The organism is Pricia mediterranea (assembly GCF_032248455.1).
GTDB classification, from domain to species: Bacteria; Bacteroidota; Bacteroidia; order Flavobacteriales; family Flavobacteriaceae; genus Pricia; species Pricia mediterranea.
In genome coordinates this window covers 295,300-317,027 of the sequence record NZ_JAVTTP010000001.1, presented here as the reverse complement: position 1 = coordinate 317,027, position 21,728 = coordinate 295,300, and the positions used below count along the sequence as shown (strand labels likewise).

At 52.1% G+C, this 21,728-nt stretch carries 1 protein-coding gene; it reads left to right on the top strand.

The annotated features are described in order from the left end of the window. Nucleotides 1–330 precede the first annotated feature (330 nt). Nucleotides 331–21,630, top strand: a complete 21,300-nt coding sequence (locus RQM65_RS01250) for a malectin domain-containing carbohydrate-binding protein (protein WP_314012140.1) — start codon at nt 331–333, stop codon at nt 21,628–21,630. Nucleotides 21,631–21,728 lie beyond the last annotated feature (98 nt).

Sequence of the window (21,728 nt, the reverse complement as noted above, 5' to 3'; positions counted from 1 at the left end):
TTGCGAGGTAGTACAGTTCGTCGATAAATTACTGTCATTGAGCGTTTTTGTAGCGTGATTAGCCGTAGACCTTTCTATACTTATGCTTAATATTTGTACCGCAATCTCTATTTCTTACAACCAATTTAGCTTGCCGGACCATTTACCGAACCAACCAAGAATGAAATTTAAAGCTTTCAACGCATCCCTCATACATCGTAATTATCCGAAAGAATGTTCAGTCGAGTATCGGCCGGTGTCGTTGTATGCAGTAGTTTTAAATTCCTTCGTTGCTTTCAAAGTAAACTTCTCCAAGCGTTACCTCGTTAATCGTTCAAATACCATCCCCTTATGAGAAAAATTACGTTCCTCCCGTACTTTTTACTTTTTTCGGCATTGGGCCTTGCCCAGACCCCCTGTTCCCCTGTCAGTCCCCTAGATTGTGCAGAGGTAGAGGTGTCCCTGCCCGTCAATTTCGAATTTAATTCCGGTTCGCCGAATTCTATCCTTGACGGGAGCGGTGTCGGCACGGGATTTACTACGGTTTTGGAACATTCCGAGGCCAGACGGACCGCGGAAGGGGATCTGGCCGTATCCAATCCGGCCCTGAACGGTTATGAGCCTTCCTTGTTGAACGTAACGGGAGGTTTGCTGCAGCTTCAGTCCCAAGCGGGAATCGCATTCAGAAAACCCGGAGGTAGCTCGAACAACAACAATCAGGTCAATACCCTTGGGATCGGGTTGAGCGATCTGGGTGAATCTATTGTAATCAAGACCACCTTGGAGAATATTGTGACCGGGGGGCAATCGGCCCAAGCGGGTATATGGTACGGATATGATGAGGACAATTTTGTAAAATTGAACGTAAATGATAATAACGTTGAACTACGGGTCGAAAGTCAGGGGCTTTCGGGGAACGGCTCGACGGGGTCAGATCAGGTCCAGTTGGACTTAGGAGCATCGGGGAACGATGTCCAGCTCGAGATGATTATCGATCCGGCAACCCTTACTGCAGAGGCCTTTTACACCATAGGCAACGGGACGCGTACTTTGTTGGGAAGCCTTCCCATACCGGCATCCTATTTTACCGGAAGGGATATCAGTGCCACGGGCGGCCAGGATAATATGTCCTTTGCGGGAATCTTTGCCTCCCACCGAAACGGATCTCAATTTACGGCCAGCTTTGACGGGTTTAGCGTTGAAAAGGTAGTGGCGCCCGTAATTCCCGAAATTACCGCTCCCTTCCACCTTAACGTCGCCGGGAACGATTACACCAAAGATTCAGATCTGTTTTTGACAGACACCGAAGTATACCTCGAAGCACAGCAACCCACGACGATATCGAGCACTTCGTATACCCCCTACACTGTTCCCGGCGGGCATCAAGACCTTTACTATCCCCGGCGATACGGACCGGAATTCAGTTATAATTTCCCTATTGCAAACGGCGACTACATAGTGGCCCTACATATGGTGGAGAATTATCAGACAACGGCAAACGCCCGGATCTTTGACGTATCCATCGAAAACACACAGATTATTGATGATATTGATCTTTTTGCCACCTATGGCAAAGGGGCTTTGGCACTTTTGAGTTTTGATGTGGCTGTGACCGACAACGAATTGAACATCGACTTTTTGGCCTCCGTTGATAATGGTATCGTCCAGGCCATCGAAATCCTACCTGTACCGTTGAGCGATGAGACCGATGTGTTATCTTTTGGGCTAAACGATCAGACAGCCGGGGCTACCATCGATTCCGGGGCCCACACGGTCGCTATCGAGGTAGCGAACGGTACGGACCTGACCTCTTTGGCCCCTGTAATTACCCTTTCTGATGGAGCTACTGCTAGTCCCGCTTCCGAAGAAGCTACGGATTTCAGTAACGGAACGGTAACTTATACGGTCACCGCAGAAGACGGAACGACTGCCCAAGATTGGGCGGTAAGCGTTACCGAAGCCCTTCCTGTGAATACGGCTCCGATAGTCGAAAACCAAAACTTCGCGATTGCGGAAGATGCCGCTCCCAATACAGGGGTCGGCACGGTAGCCGCGACCGACAACGACGCCGATGATCTGACCTTCGCCATTACAGCGGGCAATGACGATGGACATTTTGCCTTAGCCTCTGCAACGGGAGAAATCACAAACACGGCGACATTAGATTTTGAGACCGTGCCCCAATACGTGCTGACCGTTGAGGTCTCCGATGGTACTTTGACCGATACGGCCCAAGTGACCATCGATATAACCGATGTTGTGGAGACTTTGCCTTTCGAGGCCCATGTCAATTTCCAGAACAGTGCGGTAAGCCCACCCTCGGGATATGTGGCGGATTTCGGAAAAGGCTTTGGAACCTCGACCCTCGATATCGGTTCCGATTCCTATTCTTATGGGTGGAAAAAACGTTCGGACGGTACGGCGATTGACGTATCCGAAGAAGCGGCGAACAACTCCAACGGGGCAGGACGAAACCGTATCGGAACTGCCTATTCCGGCGCAACCGACCAAGAAAAATTGGAAGGTACCCTGATTCATTTTCAGGGGGATAACATCATCTCCGCAACCGGCGGTAACTTGTCCTGGGCCGGACAGCCCCGAGGCAACGAACTGCTATGGGAGTTGGAGATTCCCAACGGTACCTATGCCGTGACCATCGGCCTTGGCGACAAGGACGCCAACAATATCGATAGTAGGCACAGTGCCACCGTAGAGGGCTACACCATCATCCCGGCCTTTGTACCGAATCCCGGTCAAACCGTGGTCGAAACCATGGTTGTTGTCGTAAGCGACGGTCTGTTGACCATAGACGGCCAGGGCGGTTTTAATTCAAAGATCACCCATTTAGATGTAATTGAAAGTACGGCTACTCCCGTAGATGGTCAACTTGCCTTCGATCCTGCGGAGATTACTGAAACCTTGGAGACCGGTTCCACCGGAAGTTTTTCCAGCACTTTGTCCGGTGCCGGTGCGACCGAAATTGGACTGGTCATTGATGATAATATCAATATAACGGATAAAAACCTGACGGGCACCAACGATTGGTTGACTCTGCCGGCCGCCGCAGCGATTGGGCAGGTTGACTTCACAATTAACTCCAATGAACTTGCCGTTGGTGAGCTTCGGAGCAATACCATAGTCGCCACTGCAAAAGGCTTTCGACCTGCCGAACTGGCGGCGGACCTCACTGCTGCCGCCCCTCCGGCCGTAGAAATCACAACCCCTTACAGAATGAATGTGGCGGGTGGCGAAGTGACCAAGGCGGGCGATACATATTTTGCGGAAGAACTATCTTATTTGGTAGAGCGCGATGGAGTGAGTGAGACCAGCACTAGTACCTATGACCCTAACCCTGGGAACACCGACCTGTACTTTCCGCGACGTTTCAATCCCGATTTTGGATACGCTTTTCCCATCCCCAACGGTGACTATACCGTGGCGGTGCATATGGTCGAGAATTATTTTACCGATCCCTTGGAACGAATTTTTGACCTTAGCCTAGAGGGTGATATCGTGATGGACGACCTCGATCTTGTGGCTTCCTACGGAAAAGGTGTCCTACACATCGCCACCTATAATGTCGAGGTTTCCGACAATGTGCTGAATATCGATTTTAAGGCCTCTGTCAACAACGGAATCGTACAGGCCATCGAAATACTTCCCGCGACCTCCGAACCAGACAACGATTTGGTCATTACCGAGATTATGTTCGATCCCACCGTGGTCAACGATGCTTCCGGCGAATGGTTCGAAATTTACAATCCCGGTACCGAGGTCGTGGATATCGAAGGATGGACAATTGCGGACAATGACTCCGATGCCCACGTTATAAACAATGGAGGGCCATTGCAGGTTGCCGCTATGGGTTACTTGATACTAGGAAATAATTCGGATACCGGCAGTAACGGAGGAACAATCGTCGATTATCAGTACACGGGCATCCTGCTCGCAAACTCACCGGATGAGATAATCTTGATCGATGATGCGACCAACGAAATCGACCGGGTCGAATACGATGGGGGTACGACATTCCCCAATCCCCAGGGGGCCTCCATTGCCCTGAACGATCCGCTGAACGATAATAATGACGGTAGTAATTGGACCACAGCTACGACAGCATTCGGGACCGGGGATTTAGGCACCCCGGGCGTATCCAATTCGGAGAAGGCCAACGAATCTCCCGTTATAACTAGCTTAAATGTCTTAGAGGTCGATGAGAACCAGTTTGTCGTCATCGATGTGGAAACAACGGATGATTCGGACTCCGAAGGTTCGGGAATCAATTATGCGTTCGGCGACGGATTAGACGATGCGCTCTTTGCTATCGATACCCAAACCGGGATAGTGACCTTCTTGACAGAACCCGATTTTGAGTCTCCCGCGGACGATGGGGCCGACAACGTATATAATATCCAAGTGGTAGTCACGGATTCCGGAAACCTCACCGCCATCCAAGACCTTGCTGTTACCGTAACCGATGTCGTCGAGACGACGAATTTCGAGGCCCATATCAATTTTCAGGACAATCCTGCTTCAACCACTCCTCCTGCCGGGTACTTGGCGGATTACGGAAAACAATTCGGCTTTTCTGCGGTAACCTCCGATGGTTCGGACTATGATTTTGGATGGAAGCTATTGGAAACAGGCCTTGCCTTCGATGCGTCCGAAGAAGCACCCGATAATTCGTCCGGCGTAGGCCGTATGCGGCTCGGAACCATCGCGAACTACAATAGCGCTGCCCCTCAGCAAAAATTAGAGGGTACGTTGGTTCATTTCCAAGGCGATAATATTGCCGGCTGGAACGATGGCCAGCCCAGGAAGAACGAACTTTTTTGGGAACTGGAGATTCCCGATGGCATTTATGAGGTGACCATCGGACTGGGAGACAGGCTCGCGGACAATATAGATAGCCGCCATAGTGCTACCATAGAAGGCTACACCATTATTTCCGCCTTTAGCCCCACTAGTACAGAAGTACGAACCGCTTCCATGGTCGTCGAGGTCACCGACGGACTGTTGACCATGAACGGCCTGGGCGGTTTTAACTCAAAGATTACCCATATCGATGTCGTCAAGAGTACGGAGACTCCCGTAAATGGAATCTTGACCTTCACGCCCGCATCCGTCAGCGAAACCATGGAAGCGGGTATCACCGGAAACTTCTCCAGTGAACTTTCCGGTGACGGCGCCACCGGTATCGGATTGGTCATCGACGACAACATCGACGAAACGGCCGGTAACGAGTGGCTGGCACTCCCGATTAAAACCGATTTGGGGCAATTCGATTTTGCTATCGACGCCACCGCATTGGTAGCCGATTATACCCGAAACAATGTAATCATCGCAACGGCCAAAGGTTTCGAGCCTGCTATCTTGGCGGCGGATTTGACCGTAACGGCCGGAGCACCTTCCACTTTTGCCTTTATTGAAGATTTCGACGCGTATGGAACGGGCAACTTGCATGACATTGCTCCCCAACAGTGGTTGAAGGAGAAAACCGGTGATGCGGCCATTCCCGTACTCGCGGAAGGCCTTACCCCGAATACGACTCATTCCCTCGATTTTTCGAATGGCGGGCACGCCCATGATTTGATTCCTTTGACCAATAATCCAGTGGATTTGGAGTCCGGACAGCCCTTTTACTTTGCAACATATTTCAAGGTGGCCAGCGCAGGCGACCGGGTGCGGACCGCCATCCGCATCGACGACGACGCGGCCGGCGATCAATGGGTGCGCGAACAAGTTGCCAACGACGGTTCGGGCGGACTCATAGCGAGGATAGGTCTCGGAAATGCTGGATCGGACAACGGGGTAGTGGCGATCGATTCCGATGAGGTCTTCCAATTTGTTGTCCGGGGAGAATGGGATGGCGCGAATACCATCAACTACTCTTGGACTACCGAACCAAAACTGGTCCTCGAAGAAACGCTGTGGACCAATGCCGGTACACACACGGTTCAGGGAACGCCGAAAATCGGGCGGCTGTTCATCAGTTCGGCCAATACCAATGATGCCCGATTGGGCCCCGTACGCCTTGCGACGGATTATTCCGCCGTGGTCACTGAAGAAATCGATAATAGCCTCGAAATAATTCCTTGTAATCCATTAAGTACCTTGCCTTGCGATGAATTGGAAACCACACTCCCCGTTTCCCTCGACTTCACGGCCGCCAATGGAAATATCTCCGAATCCGGTATGACCATGGTCCTCGAGCCCAGTGTCCGATTGGCTTCCGACGATGCTATCGCCGATGCCAATGTGCCCGGGTACGCACCGAGCCTTATCGCCCAAAGTGCAGCGGGACTTTCCCTTACCAGTACCAAAGGTATCTTTTACAGTCAGTTGCCCGCGCAGGGCACTCCAAGCAGTTCGGACACCAATTCCCAGATGAACGCCCTGGGTACCGGTGTCAGTGCCCCATCTTCAACGTTCAATGTGTCCTCCACGCTTCAGAATCCGGATTTTTCGGTTAGCAATGGTACCAACTCCCAGCAGGCCGGAATCTGGTACGGTCTCGATGAAGATCATATCGTAAAATTAGTGGTGGTAAAAACAGGCAATACCACCCGAAAAGTACAGCTTCAGGTCGAGGATATGGACCAAACGACCAGTGCTACCGCGTACCCCGAACTGAATACTGGGAACATAGGTTCGGATACCGGGGACATTAGCCTTAGGCTCGAACTCGATCCGGTCAGCCTCACGGCCAAGGGTTATTACGCCCTAGGTGGCGGAACGGAAATTTTGGTGAACGAAGGCGGATCGGACGGTTTATCGGTTCCTGCCAGCTATTTTTCCGGAATATCATACGATACCAGTAACCCTGCCGAAACCTTGAATTTCGCCGGAATTTTCACCACCCATCGGAGAGCGGAGGTCGACCAACCGATTGCGGTAGTGTTCAAGGATTTTGAGATTGCCGCGGAGCAACAGCCGTTAGTGCTGGCCTTCGATACGCAAACACTGAATTTTAACGGAACGGTCGGTGAGACTATCGCCCCGCAAACGGTCACGGTCTCGGCCAGTTCGGGAAATCCGACTTTTAAACTCTCGGACGATCCCGATGCCACCCAATGGTTAATTTTACCGGTAGGGACGATTACCCTGCCCGACAATACCTTGGCTTTCCCGTTGGGAGACATTGAATTCGGAATTCAGGAAGGACTGCCCGCCGGTAGTTATTCCACGACAATCTTTGCTACGGATGAGCCTGATTCCGGCTATGCCAATGGCGAATTGTCCATCAGCCTTGAAATTATCGAGCCGACAAACGATTTTGCGGTCAATGTCAATTTCTCCGACCCGGCCACCGCGGCCCCTTCCGGCTATGAAAAAGATGCAGGGGACAGCTATGGCAATAGAGGAAACGGTTATACCTATGGATGGTTGGATGCGAACACCTCCGCACCGGCCGACCTTACAAAAAATGGTCGTAACAGAACTGTCGGTGGTGTAAGTGATTTGAACAATACGCTCATCCATATGCAATATGGAGAGGTTTCGACCAACGCCAACAATGGATATTTGCCGGATGCCAAGTGGGAGCTGGAAGTACCTAACGGAAGTTATTCGGTTACCGTATTCGTTGGCGATCCTGACGTGGATGGTAGCCCTGAAGATACGCCAACGCACAGAATAAATGCCGAGGGCGTGAATCTGGTGGATAATTACGTCCCGACCGGATCGGTAGGCACCAGTACCCGCTTTACCTCGGGCAGTGCAACGGTGAACGTTACCGATGGTAGATTGACCCTCGACCCTCTTAATGGTGGGTTCAATACAAAAATAAACAGCGTACGTATAGTTGCTACCACGGGTACGGTGCAGACACCAAGTGTCGCGGGCATCACTCCTGCCGATGGAGCTACCGATGTAGCTGTCAATGCAAGTATATCGGCCAACGACCTTTTCCTTCCAAATTTCGATGCGGATGGCAATGCCGGTGTGGATAATACGACCATTACCAATGCGACCGTTCGACTGTTCAAGCAAGGAAACTCCACCCCGATCGGCGCTAGTGTCAATGGAACCGGTGGGGGCGATGCCATCAACCTGGTTCCCGACCTTCCCCTGGAAACGAACACCACCTATATCTTTGAGATCGACGGCGTTTTGGATTTGGTGGGGGAACCTTTTGAATTTTTCACCTCTTCTTTCACCACGGGGAGCGGAAATACGGGTCCGACCACGGATCTGGATAATGTTTCCTTTACCAGTTTGGGCGCCGTGGCCACGGGCAGTAAGTATTCGAGCTTGGTCATTGGCCCTGATAATAAGTTGTACGGACTGGTTATTTCCGGGGATATCCATCGTTGGACGATCAATGCCGACGGTACCTTGGCGAATAAGGAAACCTTATCCGCTTGGAAAACGGGTTATGGATCCCGGACTTCCGTAGGGATGGTCTTTGACCCAGCTGCGACGGCCGGCAACCTTATTGCCTACGTTTCGCATGACTCAGGCGGATTGAACGGCGCACCCGATTGGGATGGCAAAATCTCACGGCTTACCGGAGCCAATTTGGAGAATGAGGAACTTTTGGTCACCGACCTGCCCCGTTCGACCAAAGATCATCTGACCAACAGCCTTACCTTTAGGCCGGGTGAACCGAACATGCTCTATTTCAACCAAGGAAGTAATAGCGCGGCCGGAAAACCTGACGGTTCGTGGGGCAACAGGGAAGAAAGTCTGTTAACGGCGGCCACCTTGCGGCTGGACCTTTCCAAACTGCCCTCGACCTTGCCCTTGAACGTACATACGACCCGGAACGCTACGGCCATCAACAATGTGGATGTCAATTCCCCGACCTTGGACGGGGAATACAATCCCTATTACGTGAATGCACCCCTGACCTTGTTCGCGACAGGGATACGAAATGCTTACGATCTGGTCTGGCACTCGAACGGCCAGCTGTATGTGCCCACCAACGGAACGGCCGGCGGTAGTAATGCGCCTGCTTCTATCGATGGAACAAGGCGTCCCGACGGAACCTTATACGATCATTCCAACCCATTGTACCCCGAGGTTTCCGCCTCCAACGGAAACAATGTGCAGCGCGATTGGCTGTTCCGGATCGACCCGAACAGTAGTCTTGGCTATTATGGTCATCCCAACCCGTACAGGGGCGAGTTCGTACTCAACCGGGGCGATGCCGATGTGAACAATTCGGTTTACAATGGCGTCCAGGCCGATGAAAACTATAGGGGTGCGGCTTTTGATTTTGAATTCAACAAATCGCCGAACGGTGTTATAGAGTACCGCAGCAATGCGGAAAATGGAAATTTAAAAGGGGCTCTTTTAGTCGTACGATATAGCGGTGGTAGCGATATCATCGCACTTGTGCCCGACGGTCCGAACGGTGACATTGCCACTTTTAAGGAAGGCATTCCCGGCTTCAGCGGATTTGGTGACCCCTTAGATTTGATAGAGGACGTCAGCAACGGGAACATTTATGTTTCCGATTACGGACGAAGTGAGATCGTACTGCTCAAGCCCAGTAACCAGGCTGCGCCCACTCCTGTTATCGTTTTGAATACCGATGATATTACCGGAGACGCCGTGGTCAATGCTACCTTTACCAAAGAAATTTTACTTTCTAATTTAGGCAACGCGACCTTGGCTGACATCAATGTCCAGCTTACCGGTGCCGACGCCGATCAATTTACGGTGAACGGCGTGCCCGGCAGTATCAATTCCCAGAATTCCGGCTCGTTCGAGGTGCTCTTTACGCCGACCTCCAACGGACCTAAATTTGCGCAATTGATAGTTTCCGGTACCGATGCCGAAACAGTGACTATCCCGCTAAGCGGATTGGGCAAAACCGGATCGGGCGGTAGCAACGAGCCCTCCCTCCAATGGATATTGGATACGCAGTTGGGTGCCGGGGTTGTGAACGTAGGGGATACCGATCCGACCACGAACCTCATCGACCTATCCAACGGAAATAGCTATAACGATATTCTGGGGGATGAAGTGTCCGTACAAAAGTTTGAGCGCGCCATCGATGCCCCCGTGACCCTGGAACTGCTGAGCGTTTACGGTCCTACTGCCATCGACCCCGTCACTGCCTTCGGATGGTACCTCAGCGGTGACGCCTCCTCTACCATTGAACTCTTTACGGTAACCAATAATCCGGCGAGCAATGGGCAGACCTTGAACGCTCCTATTACAGGCGTTACGGAGTTCGATCCCGGAACCGAATCCTTCGGCTTCTACAGCCGATGGCCTTTCTTCGACGACCGTCAACTGTTCAGTGAAGATGCCCTCAACACCTTTAGCGGAGCTATTCCGCACCACGTTCGGGTGTACGAGCTGCCTGGCGAGGACAATGCCTATATCATCGCGACCGAGGAACACGTCTCCGGATTCGACTATCAAGATATCGTGGTCATTGCCAGAAACATCCGTCCCTTTGATGAGAGCCCCCTTGTGGCCTGCTCGCCCATCAGTATTTTGGAATGCGACGAACTGGAGGTCGCCCTCCCCTTTAACCTCAGTTTTGACGGTTCGGAAGGTGGACTCTCCAATACCGGCTTTACGATGGTCGACAATCCTTCCGCTAGGATAACGGCAGACGGACCGGTCACCAACCCGAATGTACCCGGATATGAACCCAGTAAATTAAGTTTCTCCAATGATAACCTGATTATCAATGCCAACAACGGTATTGCCTACAGGACCAATGGACTCGGCGCGGGTAACAGTTCCGACGTCAATTCCCAGATCAATACTTTGGGCGTGGGTATCGATGCCGATACCTATGGAAGCTTTAGTATCGAGACTTCTATCGTAAACCCGTACACCGATGGTAGCAATAATTCCGAACAGGCGGGAATCTGGTTCGGGCTCGACGAGGACAATTTCGTTAAATATGTGGCGAACGTCAGCGGCGAGCTGGAGCTACGCAAAGAAGTAAACGGTATTTCAGAAAACGATGCCACCGATCAATTGAGCCTCCCGGTTACCGGTTTAAACAATAGTACCGTCGGGCTGCGCCTATTTGTCGATGTGGCCGCGAACGCTATGACCGCATTTTATACCTTAGACAACGGTGCTGAGGTCGAAATGGGCTCCATGCCGCTTCCCTCGAGCTACGTTGTGGGCAATACGGCCTACGATAATCTCTCCTTTGCCGGTATTTTTGCCTCCAAGCGCCGGGAAATGACGGCCGACGTCAACTATACTTTCGAAGACTTTTCGATTACCTCGGATAACGTAATCGCTTTTGACCCGATCAAGATCAACTTTTCCCTGCCGGGGGATGTTCCTCCCGCCGGATACTTGACCGATTCCGGACTGGGATTCGGCAATCGCGGCAATGACTACAACTATGGATGGCTGGCCACGGACGGAACCACAGCGTTAGACCTTTCAGATCGGGCCAGAAACCGAGAAGTGTCCGGGGTGGACATTTTACAGAACACCTTAGTGCATATGCAGTTCCAAAATGTCAATCCCGAGGGTCAGGAAGGGATTTGGGAAATCGAAGTGCCGAACGGAAGTTATAATGTATCCGTAGGAGTAGGTGACCCCGATGTAGATGGACAGGCCGGTACGGAACCTTTTCACAGCATCAACGTTGAGGGCGTGACCGCCATAGACCGGTATTCCCCTACGGGAGACGAAGGTGCCGCTACGCGCTTTACTTCCGGTACGGCCACCGCGACGGTAACCGACGGTCGGTTGACCATCGATGCCTCAGGAGGTTTTAATACCAAGATAAATTCCCTGACAATTACCCAAGGCGCAACCGGCGGGCAACCCTTCTTCGCCAACGTAAACCCTGCCGATAACGCCACCAATGTAGCCATCAACGAATTCCAGATTACGGTGAACGTCGTAGTGCCGGAGGACTATGAGTTGGATAAGTCCACATTGGAGGGCAACGTCAATCTCTATGAAGTCGTGAACGGCAATGAGGTATTGGTCCCATCCAATTCCAATGATACGGGCGGCGGCGATGCCATCACGCTGACACCATTGAGCGAACTCAAGGAATTCACCGAGTATCGATTTAGGTTGACCAGTGCTATAGAGGCCAATCGTATCGGTGATCTGGGCGATCGTTTGAACTTTGCGGACTTCGTGTCCGACTTTACTACCGGCGACAGGGGCACTTTGACCCCCTTGGATCTTACCGGGGTGGAATTCACCAAAATACAGGGGGGCGCCACTTTGGGCGAGGGTACCGTGAACCAGCGGTTCTCCAGTCTTGTCGTGGGTCCTGATGGAAAGCTGTATGCCAGTACCATCGGTAATTTCGCATCCGATGGCCAGATTTATAGATGGGATATGGCTACGGACGGTACCCTTGAAAACCTGGAGATCCTTTCTCCCCAACTTCAGGGTGCCCCGCATCCGGTAAACGGCGCAAGGAACAACGGTGATCGCCTGATTATCGGTTTTGCCTTCGATCCCGCGGCAACTGCCGATAACCTGATCGCCTATGTGACCCATAGCTTCGCCTCGGAAACCAATGGTCCGGAATGGGACGGGGTGCTTACCCGTTTGAGTGGACCCGACCTTAGCGTTGTGGAAGACCTTATCATTCACCTGCCGCGCTCTTCGAAAGATCATTTGACAAATAGTATCGCTTTCGATCCGCAAGGTGTAATGTATATCAATCAAGGCAGTAACTCCGCCGGGGGGCAACCCGACGGCAGCTGGGCCTTTAGACCTGAACGTTTGCTATCGGCGGCCGTGCTGAAGCTCGAATTGGACAAATTACCGGCGACCTTGCCTTTAAGTGCGTTCACTACCGATGATATCGGGGTTATAAACAGCGCCTCGACGGCCAGTTTGACCATGAGCGACGGCACTTACAATCCTTACGCGACCAACGCCCCCTTAACCCTGTTTTCAACAGGCGTGCGTAATGCCTATGACCTGGTATGGCATAGCAACGGGTGGCTGTACGTGCCGACCAACGGTACCGCCGGTGGCTCCAACACGCCCGCTACCGCCGATTACGATTTGGCCAGAAGGATTGACGGCTTGACCACGGTGCCTTCATCTCCCGCTACCAATGGTAATGAAACCCAAAAAGACTGGCTCTTTAAGACCCAGGGCGGATCGTATCACGGTCATCCCAATCCGTTCCGTGGAGAATTTATCCTGAACCATGGTGGTGCGCCATATAGCGGCGTACCCGGACAACAGGAAACCAGCCATGTCGATGTGGCCAAATATCCCGATAATTTAGGTCCCGATCCCAACTACAGGGAACCGGCCTACGATTTCGAGTTCAACAAATCGCCGAATGGGGTTATCGAATACCAGAGCGATGCTTTTGGCGGCAAGCTTCAAGGGTTATTGATGGTCGTGCGCTTCAGTGGGCAAGATGACCTGCTGGTCATGCAGCCCGAAGCCAACGGAAACATTGGCAATGTCAATGGTGACGTCCCCGGTCTAGGCGGCTTCGACGATCCCTTGGATGTGGTCGAAGATCCGGTGACCGGAAATATATATGTATCCGAATACGACCGTAACGGCAACGGCACGCCCAGATTGACCCTATTGAGAGCTACCGTACCGGCTACCACCGGTCCCGCCATCGCGGCCACTCCCGAAGAATTGATCTTTGAGATGACCGTGAATAACGACGGTGACAACACCGACACCAAAACGGTCGAGGTCACCAATGACGGGAACGAGGTGCTCAATATTTCGAATGTTTCGATCACCGGTGATTCTGCCGCGCAGTTCGAACCCGTACAACCTGCAGGAGCCCTTGTCATTAATCCCGATGAGAGCCAAGTATTCACGGTAACCTATACCCCAGCTTTGGATAACACCAACCTGGGCTATCAAGAGGCCGCGCTTACCATAGCTAGTGATGATCCTGAAAATCCGAGCTTCTCAATAGGACTTCATGCCTTGAAGAAGGCCGGATTTGAAGGCGGGGAAGAACCCGCCCTTCAAGACGTGGTCGATGCTTTGGGTATAGGTATCGACGTAGGATGGACCGGCTTGACCAACGGAACCAATCCGAACCCCGTTGGTGATGAGTCCGAGGTCGAACTTTGGGTCAAGGCGACAGATGCGCCGATCAATGTCACCCCCGTAGGTCGTTATTCCCCCGGGGAAACGCTTCCCTTCGGATGGTACACAAACGATAATGGCATCGTAGTCACCAACGAAGTCGGAATTTTGGCGGATGGCATCGAGAACGCACAGACCTTGTTCCCGCCCATTGCTTCCGGCGATGCTTCCTTTGACCCGCAAGGTGCCGTGTTCGGTTTCTACGTGGAATCCAACACCTTCAATAGGTTAAGCTATACCGAAGATGCGATAAATGCTACGCAGACCGGGGGAGTAACACATAGAACCAGAATCTATCCCATGGCGGATAGGGACGGAAATCCCATCGAAAATAGCTATCTGATTGCTTTTGAGGACGCTTCAAATGGCGATTATCAGGATTATATGTTTGTCATCGACAATGTTATTCCCTTTGAAAGTGGACTTTTGGCCTTGGATTTCGATAAAGAAAATCTTGACTTTATCGCCTCCATCAATCAAGAGAATGTACCCGTCCAGCTCACCACACTTTCCGGAAACGGGGGCATTACCGCGCAGGAAATCGACCTTCAGGCTTCCGAGCCATGGGTGATGCTGTCGGACAATTTCGAGCTAGGTACTTCCTTCGAAATAGGCGTGGATGTGTCCGGCCTGTCCATCGGTTCCTATCAAGCCGATATTACCGCCTCGGCACCGAATTATAATGATGCCGTACTAAACCTGTCGCTTGAGGTGACCAACGAACTAGTGTACACCTATCAGTTCAATTTCCAGGATTCAGATAATTCGGAAAATTCCCCGGAGGGCTATATCGATGACATCGGTGCGCCCTATGGCGAACAATCTACCCTTTTGGGTGATTTGACCTACGGCTGGGTGCTCCCGGGAACGCTTACCCCTGCAGATGCTTCCGTCAACGGAAGAAACCGCGATAGCGGCGCCCAAGACGGCGTGCTCTTGAAGACCTTTACCATTATCGGACATCCGACCCCGGCCAGTTTCCCGCAACGGGACTGGGTGGTCAATGTGCCGAACGGTACCTATTCGGTCAACATCAGCGTAGGGGAACGCGACTATTCGAATAGCAACCATATTTTGGATGTCAACGGGGTTACCGTCCTCAGTTTTGACCAGGAGAACAATAATCCCGACAACCTGGTGTATTTCGGGAATACGAAACGTGTAGAGGTTACCGACGGCCTTTTACGGCTATCCTTGAACCCGCAAGGCTATAATGCCAAGCCCAACTACATCCGCTTGGCACCGATAGATAGCTCCCTGTTGCCGCCAACGATCGCAGCAACCTTCGGGGGCAACGAAAGTGCGCCCGATACATACCGGGGCCCGGTCGATATCGCCTTGGAAGCTACCGATAACAGCGGAAGCGGTGGAATCGCAACTCTGGAGTATGCGTTAGACGGTAATACCGCCCTGACCTACGATCAGCCGATCCCGGTAAGCGGAATAGGTCAGCACACGCTAGTCGTCACGGCCGAGGATAACAACGGCAACACCACCGAAAGGACCTTTAACTTTACTATCGAGGCCGCAACGGGAGCCCTGTTGGCCATTGAGAATATGACCAAAGTGCCGGGCACCGATAGGGGATTCCCTGCCGATGATTACTATACCTTCCATAGGTTGGGCACGCCAGGGCAGGCCCTCGTTCACGATGCCAACGTCATGCGCTTGAACAACACGGGCACCGGGGAGCTCATTATCACCGATGCCATCGTTTCCGACGCCAACGACTATACCTATGAGGTGATGGATGCGACAGGGTCTGCGGCCACCTTACCTATCACGATAGCCGCAGGAAGCTTTGCCGATCTTGATATTACCTTTATCGGTACCACCGGCAACGGCAATAATGGAATATTTGTAGAGGATATTCAAATTGTTTCGAATGCCGACAATGCTCTGGCGAATACCGCGGTGCTTCACGGCGCCTATTCCCCACAACCGGAGGGCGGTGATGAAATCAATGCCCAAGAGGTGTTCGATGCCTTTGGATTCCAATCCAGTATGTTGAGCATTGTGAACGACGAGGGCACGATTACGCCCCCGAACAACATTTCCTACCGACCAAGTTCAAACTATCCAAACCCTGACAATATAGACGCGGGGTATGAAGGAGATTTGATCTTATCGGATAATTTTGTCCAGGCCGACCCGTCCAAACCGGTAATCGGGATTCAACTATCCGCTCTGCACGGTGGACCCGGATCTAACGGGGCCAAATTCGTCGCGGTAGATGGAACGAACATCGTCGGGGGAATGAGCTTCTCCCACGATTCCGGGTATTACCAAACCTTGCTACCCAAAAAGGGTGCGGAAATCAATTTTGATACCACGAGTTCGATTAACGGTCCTTTCCGTATTGCGGTAGCCAACTATTTGAGCAGCGGGGGAAACAATATTAATGGAAATCGGCCGGATCTTCTGGGTCTTCGCATCTATAAGGTCATTGATCACAACGGCAATATCATACCGAACGAGTATATTGTTCTACAGGATTTTGTTCAGGGAGGTTGTGGTGCCGGCTCGGCCAATTGTGATTGGAACGACAATACGTTCTATTTTATCAATATCCGTCCCGAAGGCGTACCGACCGCTCAACCGGCCGATGCCTATCTTGCTAACGTAGAGGAAGCCCTTGAATTGGATATTGCACAATATTTCGATAAAGGATATCCTGGTAATAGTCTGTCCATCACGGCCACGGTCGCAAACGGAGCACTTCCGAACTGGTTGAACTTCGATCCGACGAACGGAACGCTTTCGGGAACCCCGCCGGTCGGTACTACCGGAAGTGTGGAAGTGGACTTCGATGCCGTTGATCCTAACGGACTAATGGCCTCCACAACTTTGACCATCAATATCAACGAGGCACCCATCGCGGTCGATGACGAGGTGACCACTACACAGAACGTGGCCATACTCCTCGATCAACTGTTGGCCAATGATTCCGAACCGAACGGACAGAACATCCTGATTACAACGGTCGACACGCCCCTCAATGGGACCGCTGAGCTGCAGACGGACGGACTATCCGTTCTCTACACTCCGGATACGGGCTACGTAGGTTCCGATAGCTTTACCTATACCATTGAAGACGAAACCGGACTATCGGCCTCCGCCAATGTGTTCATCTCGGTAACTCCTGAGAACCAAGCCCCGACTGCCCTTATCGTCACCAGCATCAACGAAGGTCCCGCCGCCTTGTTCGTCACCTTTACCGGCAGCGGTTCTACCGATGAAAATCCCGGTACCCTAGTTTATGAATGGGATTTTGGTGATGGTTCAGGCACTTCTATGGATGCAGATACCGATTATACGTTCACTTCAGCCGGAATATACACCGTAAGTCTCAAGGTAACCGATGATGAGGGACTCTTTGACGTGGAAACGACGACTATTACGGTTTCCACACCGCCCAATACGGCGCCGACCGCCGTGGCAAGTGCATCGCCGAACAGCGGAAATCCATTACAGTTCGGTTTTGACGGTAGCGGTTCTAGCGATTCGGAGGGTACGGTCAGCTATCAGTGGAACTTTGGGGATGGGAATACGTCGTCAGAGGAATCGCCGAACCATACCTACGCGATGGCTGGTACCTATGATGTGTCGCTTACGGTGACCGATGAAGGTGACTTGACCGATTCCACGACCCTTCAAGTGGTGGCCGAAGAGCCAGCGACCGGCGGTTTTGCCCTGCGCATCAATGCAGGCGGACCCGATGTGGTCCATGAGGGACAGAACTATATGGCCGACCAGAATTTCGTCGGCGGCAAGGTATATGCGAATACCAGTGCCCAGGTACCAGTATTGTACCAGACCGAGCGCAGTTCGGTACCAAAAGCTTTCGCGTACAACATTCCGGTGGAGAACGGCACTTACCAAATTACCCTGCATTTCGCGGAAATCTACTGGGGAGCCACCGGGGGTAGTTCGGGAGGTACCGGTAAGCGGATTTTTGACGTAACGATTGAAGATGCGACCGTGCTCGATGACTATGATATCAACGCCGATGTGGGGCCGCAGACCGCAGTGCAGAAGACCTTTGAAGTGATCGTTTCGGACGGAATCTTGAATCTGGAGTTCGACGCGACGAGCAGCGATGGTGTTGATCAACCAAAATTGTCCGCAATCGCGGTAATCGGCATCGAAGACCCTGTGGCGGAATGTGAATTGCCCCAGGAATGGACGAACTCCGATATCGGAGCGGTAGCGGCCAACGGGGATACGTGTTACGAAGCGGGCCGATTCGAGGTCAGCGCCTCCGGTGCCGATATTTGGAACAATGCCGATGAATTCCACTTTGTCTACCAAGAGCTGGAGGGCGATGGGGAGATTATTGCCCAGGTCCTCAGCTTGGATCCCACCAGTGTCTGGGCTAAGGCCGGCGTTATGATGCGTAACGATATGGATGCCAATTCCGCTTCCACGATGATGATCATTGCGCCTAACCCACAGAGTCTTGGTGCCCCTGGATACAGTTTCCAGCACAGACCGACCAAGGGCGCAACCATGGGCGGAGCCAATTTTACGGCACCTGCCTTGGTGCCCGGCGGATTCCCTCATTATGTACGAATGGTTCGCTCCGGCAATACCTTTACGGGATATGTTTCCGAGACCAATGGAAACTGGACCGAGGTCGGGTCGACCAGTGTCGCTATGAACGAAACCATTTTTGTGGGCTTGGCGACTACCTCGCATAACGACGGAACGCTGACCAATGCAGTTTATGATAACGTAAGCGTTACCGAAGCGATAGCCCAAAATCAAGCTCCAACAGCTTTGATTGGGGCAAATCCGTTGAATGGAATTGCGCCACTGGAAGTAGTTTTCGACAGTTCCGGTTCGGACGATGACACGGGTATCGTTTCTTATGACTGGGATTTTGCCGATGGTACGCCCATGGTTTCAGGTGCTGAAGTCAGTCATACCTTTACCACGTCTGGCACGTTTGAAGTAACGTTGACGGTCGCTGATGCCGAAGGTGAGACCGATACGGACACGGTTACGATTACGGTCGATGAACCCAATCAAGGCCCGATAGCTTCGTTTAGCGCTACTCCGATGAACGGGCAAGCTCCGCTCTTGGTCGCTTTTGATTCGAGCAGTTCCAGCGATGATAACGCCATCGTGTCCTATTCGTGGGATTTTGATGATGGAAACGTTTCGATCGAAATGTCACCAAGCCATACCTTTACCATGGCCGGCACCTACGACGTTACCCTAACGGTCACCGATGCGGAAGGCCTTACCGATGTCACAACACAGCAGATCATAGCCGAGGAACCCGTGACGCCGGATTTCGCCCTTCGCATCAACGCGGGCGGACCAGAAGTAGTACACAATGGAGAAACCTTCGAGGCCGATCAGCATTTTGTCGGCGGAAAATCCTATGTCAATACCAGTGCGGCCCTGCCGGAACTCTATCAAACGGAGCGTAGTGCCTTGCCACCGAATTTTGACTATGAAATTCCATTGAGCAATGGCAATTATAAAGTCACCTTGCATTTTGCGGAGCTATTCTGGGGTGCCAACGGTGGATCTTCCGGGGGTGTCGGAAAACGTATATTCGACGTTGTAATGGAGAGCAATACGATACTCGATGATTACGATATCATTGCCGACGTAGGTACGGAAACCGTAGTTACGAAGACCTTTGACGTAGTAATCCAAGATGGTACGTTGAATTTGGCCTTTGACGCTGCCGGTAGCGACGGTAAGAACGAACCGAAGCTTTCCGCTATCGAAATCGTTAGCGAGGGTGTTATCAATGCCGTACCGACGGCTGTGGCCAGTGCGAATCCGTTAACTGGAGAAGCGCCCTTAGAGGTAGATTTCAGCTCCAACGGCTCCGACGATGACATGGACATCGTATCCTATATGTGGGATTTCAAGGACGGTAATACATCGACGGATCAAAACCCGCAGCACACCTTCGCTACCCCTGGCAATTACGATGTCAGTCTGACCGTAGCGGATGCAGAAGGTGCTACGGACGAGACAACCTTGACCATAATGGTCGAAGAGCCGGTTGTCAATGATTTCGCCCTGCGAATCAACGCCGGTGGACCTCAGGCATCCTACAACGGGGAAACCTTTGTGGCAGACACTAATTTCGCCAGCGGTAAATCGTACGAAAATGCGAATGCGAACGTACCCGACCTATACCAGACCGAACGAAGTGCGTCGCCACCTACCTTCGCCTACAACGTTCCCGTCGATAACGGCAACTATCAGGTGGTGCTCCACTTTGCCGAAATCTATTGGGGCGCTACGGGAGGAGGCTCCGGTGGAACTGGACAACGAATCTTCGATGTGTCTTTGGAAGGCAATACCATTCTGGACGATTACGATATCAATGCCGATGTAGGTTCGGAAAGTGTTGCAATCAAAACCTTCAACGTTACGGTTAGCGACGGAGTGCTAAACTTGGACTTCGATGCCGCCGGTAGCGATGGCGTAGATCAGCCCAAGGTATCCGCCATAGAGATATTGGGCGTCGGATCGATGCAGCTCGACCCCGTGGTAGATGCGGGCGCCGATGTCGAGGTGATCTTACCGACAAATGGTTTTGTTTTGTCCGGTAGCGGAAGCGATCCCGATGGGGGCACAATCTCCTATCAATGGACCCAAGTTGATGGGCCCGATACGGCCTTGATGACCAACGCCAATACCTATGAACTGACCGCAGAGGTGCTGGTCGAGGGTGACTATACCTTCCGACTGACCGTAACCGACGACGAAGGTGCAACCGCGTTCGATGAGGTAACGGTAACGGCCACCACCGGTGATTTTGAATCGGTATGGTTGGAAGCGGAATGTGCCGATGTCGGTCCAGGATGGAATACCATAGATGATGGAAGTAGCTCGGGCGGGCAATATGTCATGCCTCCCTCAGGCTTTAATTCTTCCAGCTCCGCAATCGGAAACGCCATCGTGACCTTTAACTTTTCGGTATCCGCGGGTACCTACAAGATATTCGGTCGCGTGAGAACTCCCAGTGGTACCGAAGACAGTTTCTGGGTACGGGTGAACGGTGGTCCGTGGGTGAGATGGAACAGTATTCCCGCCAGCAATGCATTTGCATGGCATAGGATCCATCTGAACGAGCAATTGAGCCAGCCACGTAGCTTCGAATTCATCGATGGCGTGAACCAGATCGAAATCGGCCATAGGGAATCCGGTGCCGCGTTAGACAAGCTCTTTATCACCCAGACCGACGATATTCCGACCGCATTGGGCGGTACATCGACGAACTGCGATGGACCACAGCAAACTTTTGATCTGAACGAGGTGACCGACAATTCGGGTAACGCCAACAAAACGGTTCCTGAAGATTTCAACGCGCCGGTTCCGAACGAGGTAAGCATGTTCCCGAACTCCGCGAAGTACGAGACACAGATTACGATGTCGAATCCAGAAGCGGATATTACGAAGCTGTACGTTTACGATGTTTCGGGACGTCTGCTCCGGAGCTACGAAGGCTTGGAACTAAAAACTAGTCCCGGTGCCTATCTGCTGCAGGTCTCTAACCTTGAAAACGGCGTTTATCTCTTGAGAATGGTGGCCAGCGATGGCAACGTCTTCGATGAGAAATTGCTGGTACGGCGTTGATGTATCGATCTGGCAAATTGACCAGCTGACCAAAAGCCCGGAGTCTCGAGATGAGACTTCGGGCTTTTTTATTGCCGTGAAGATTATGGGAACGGGGG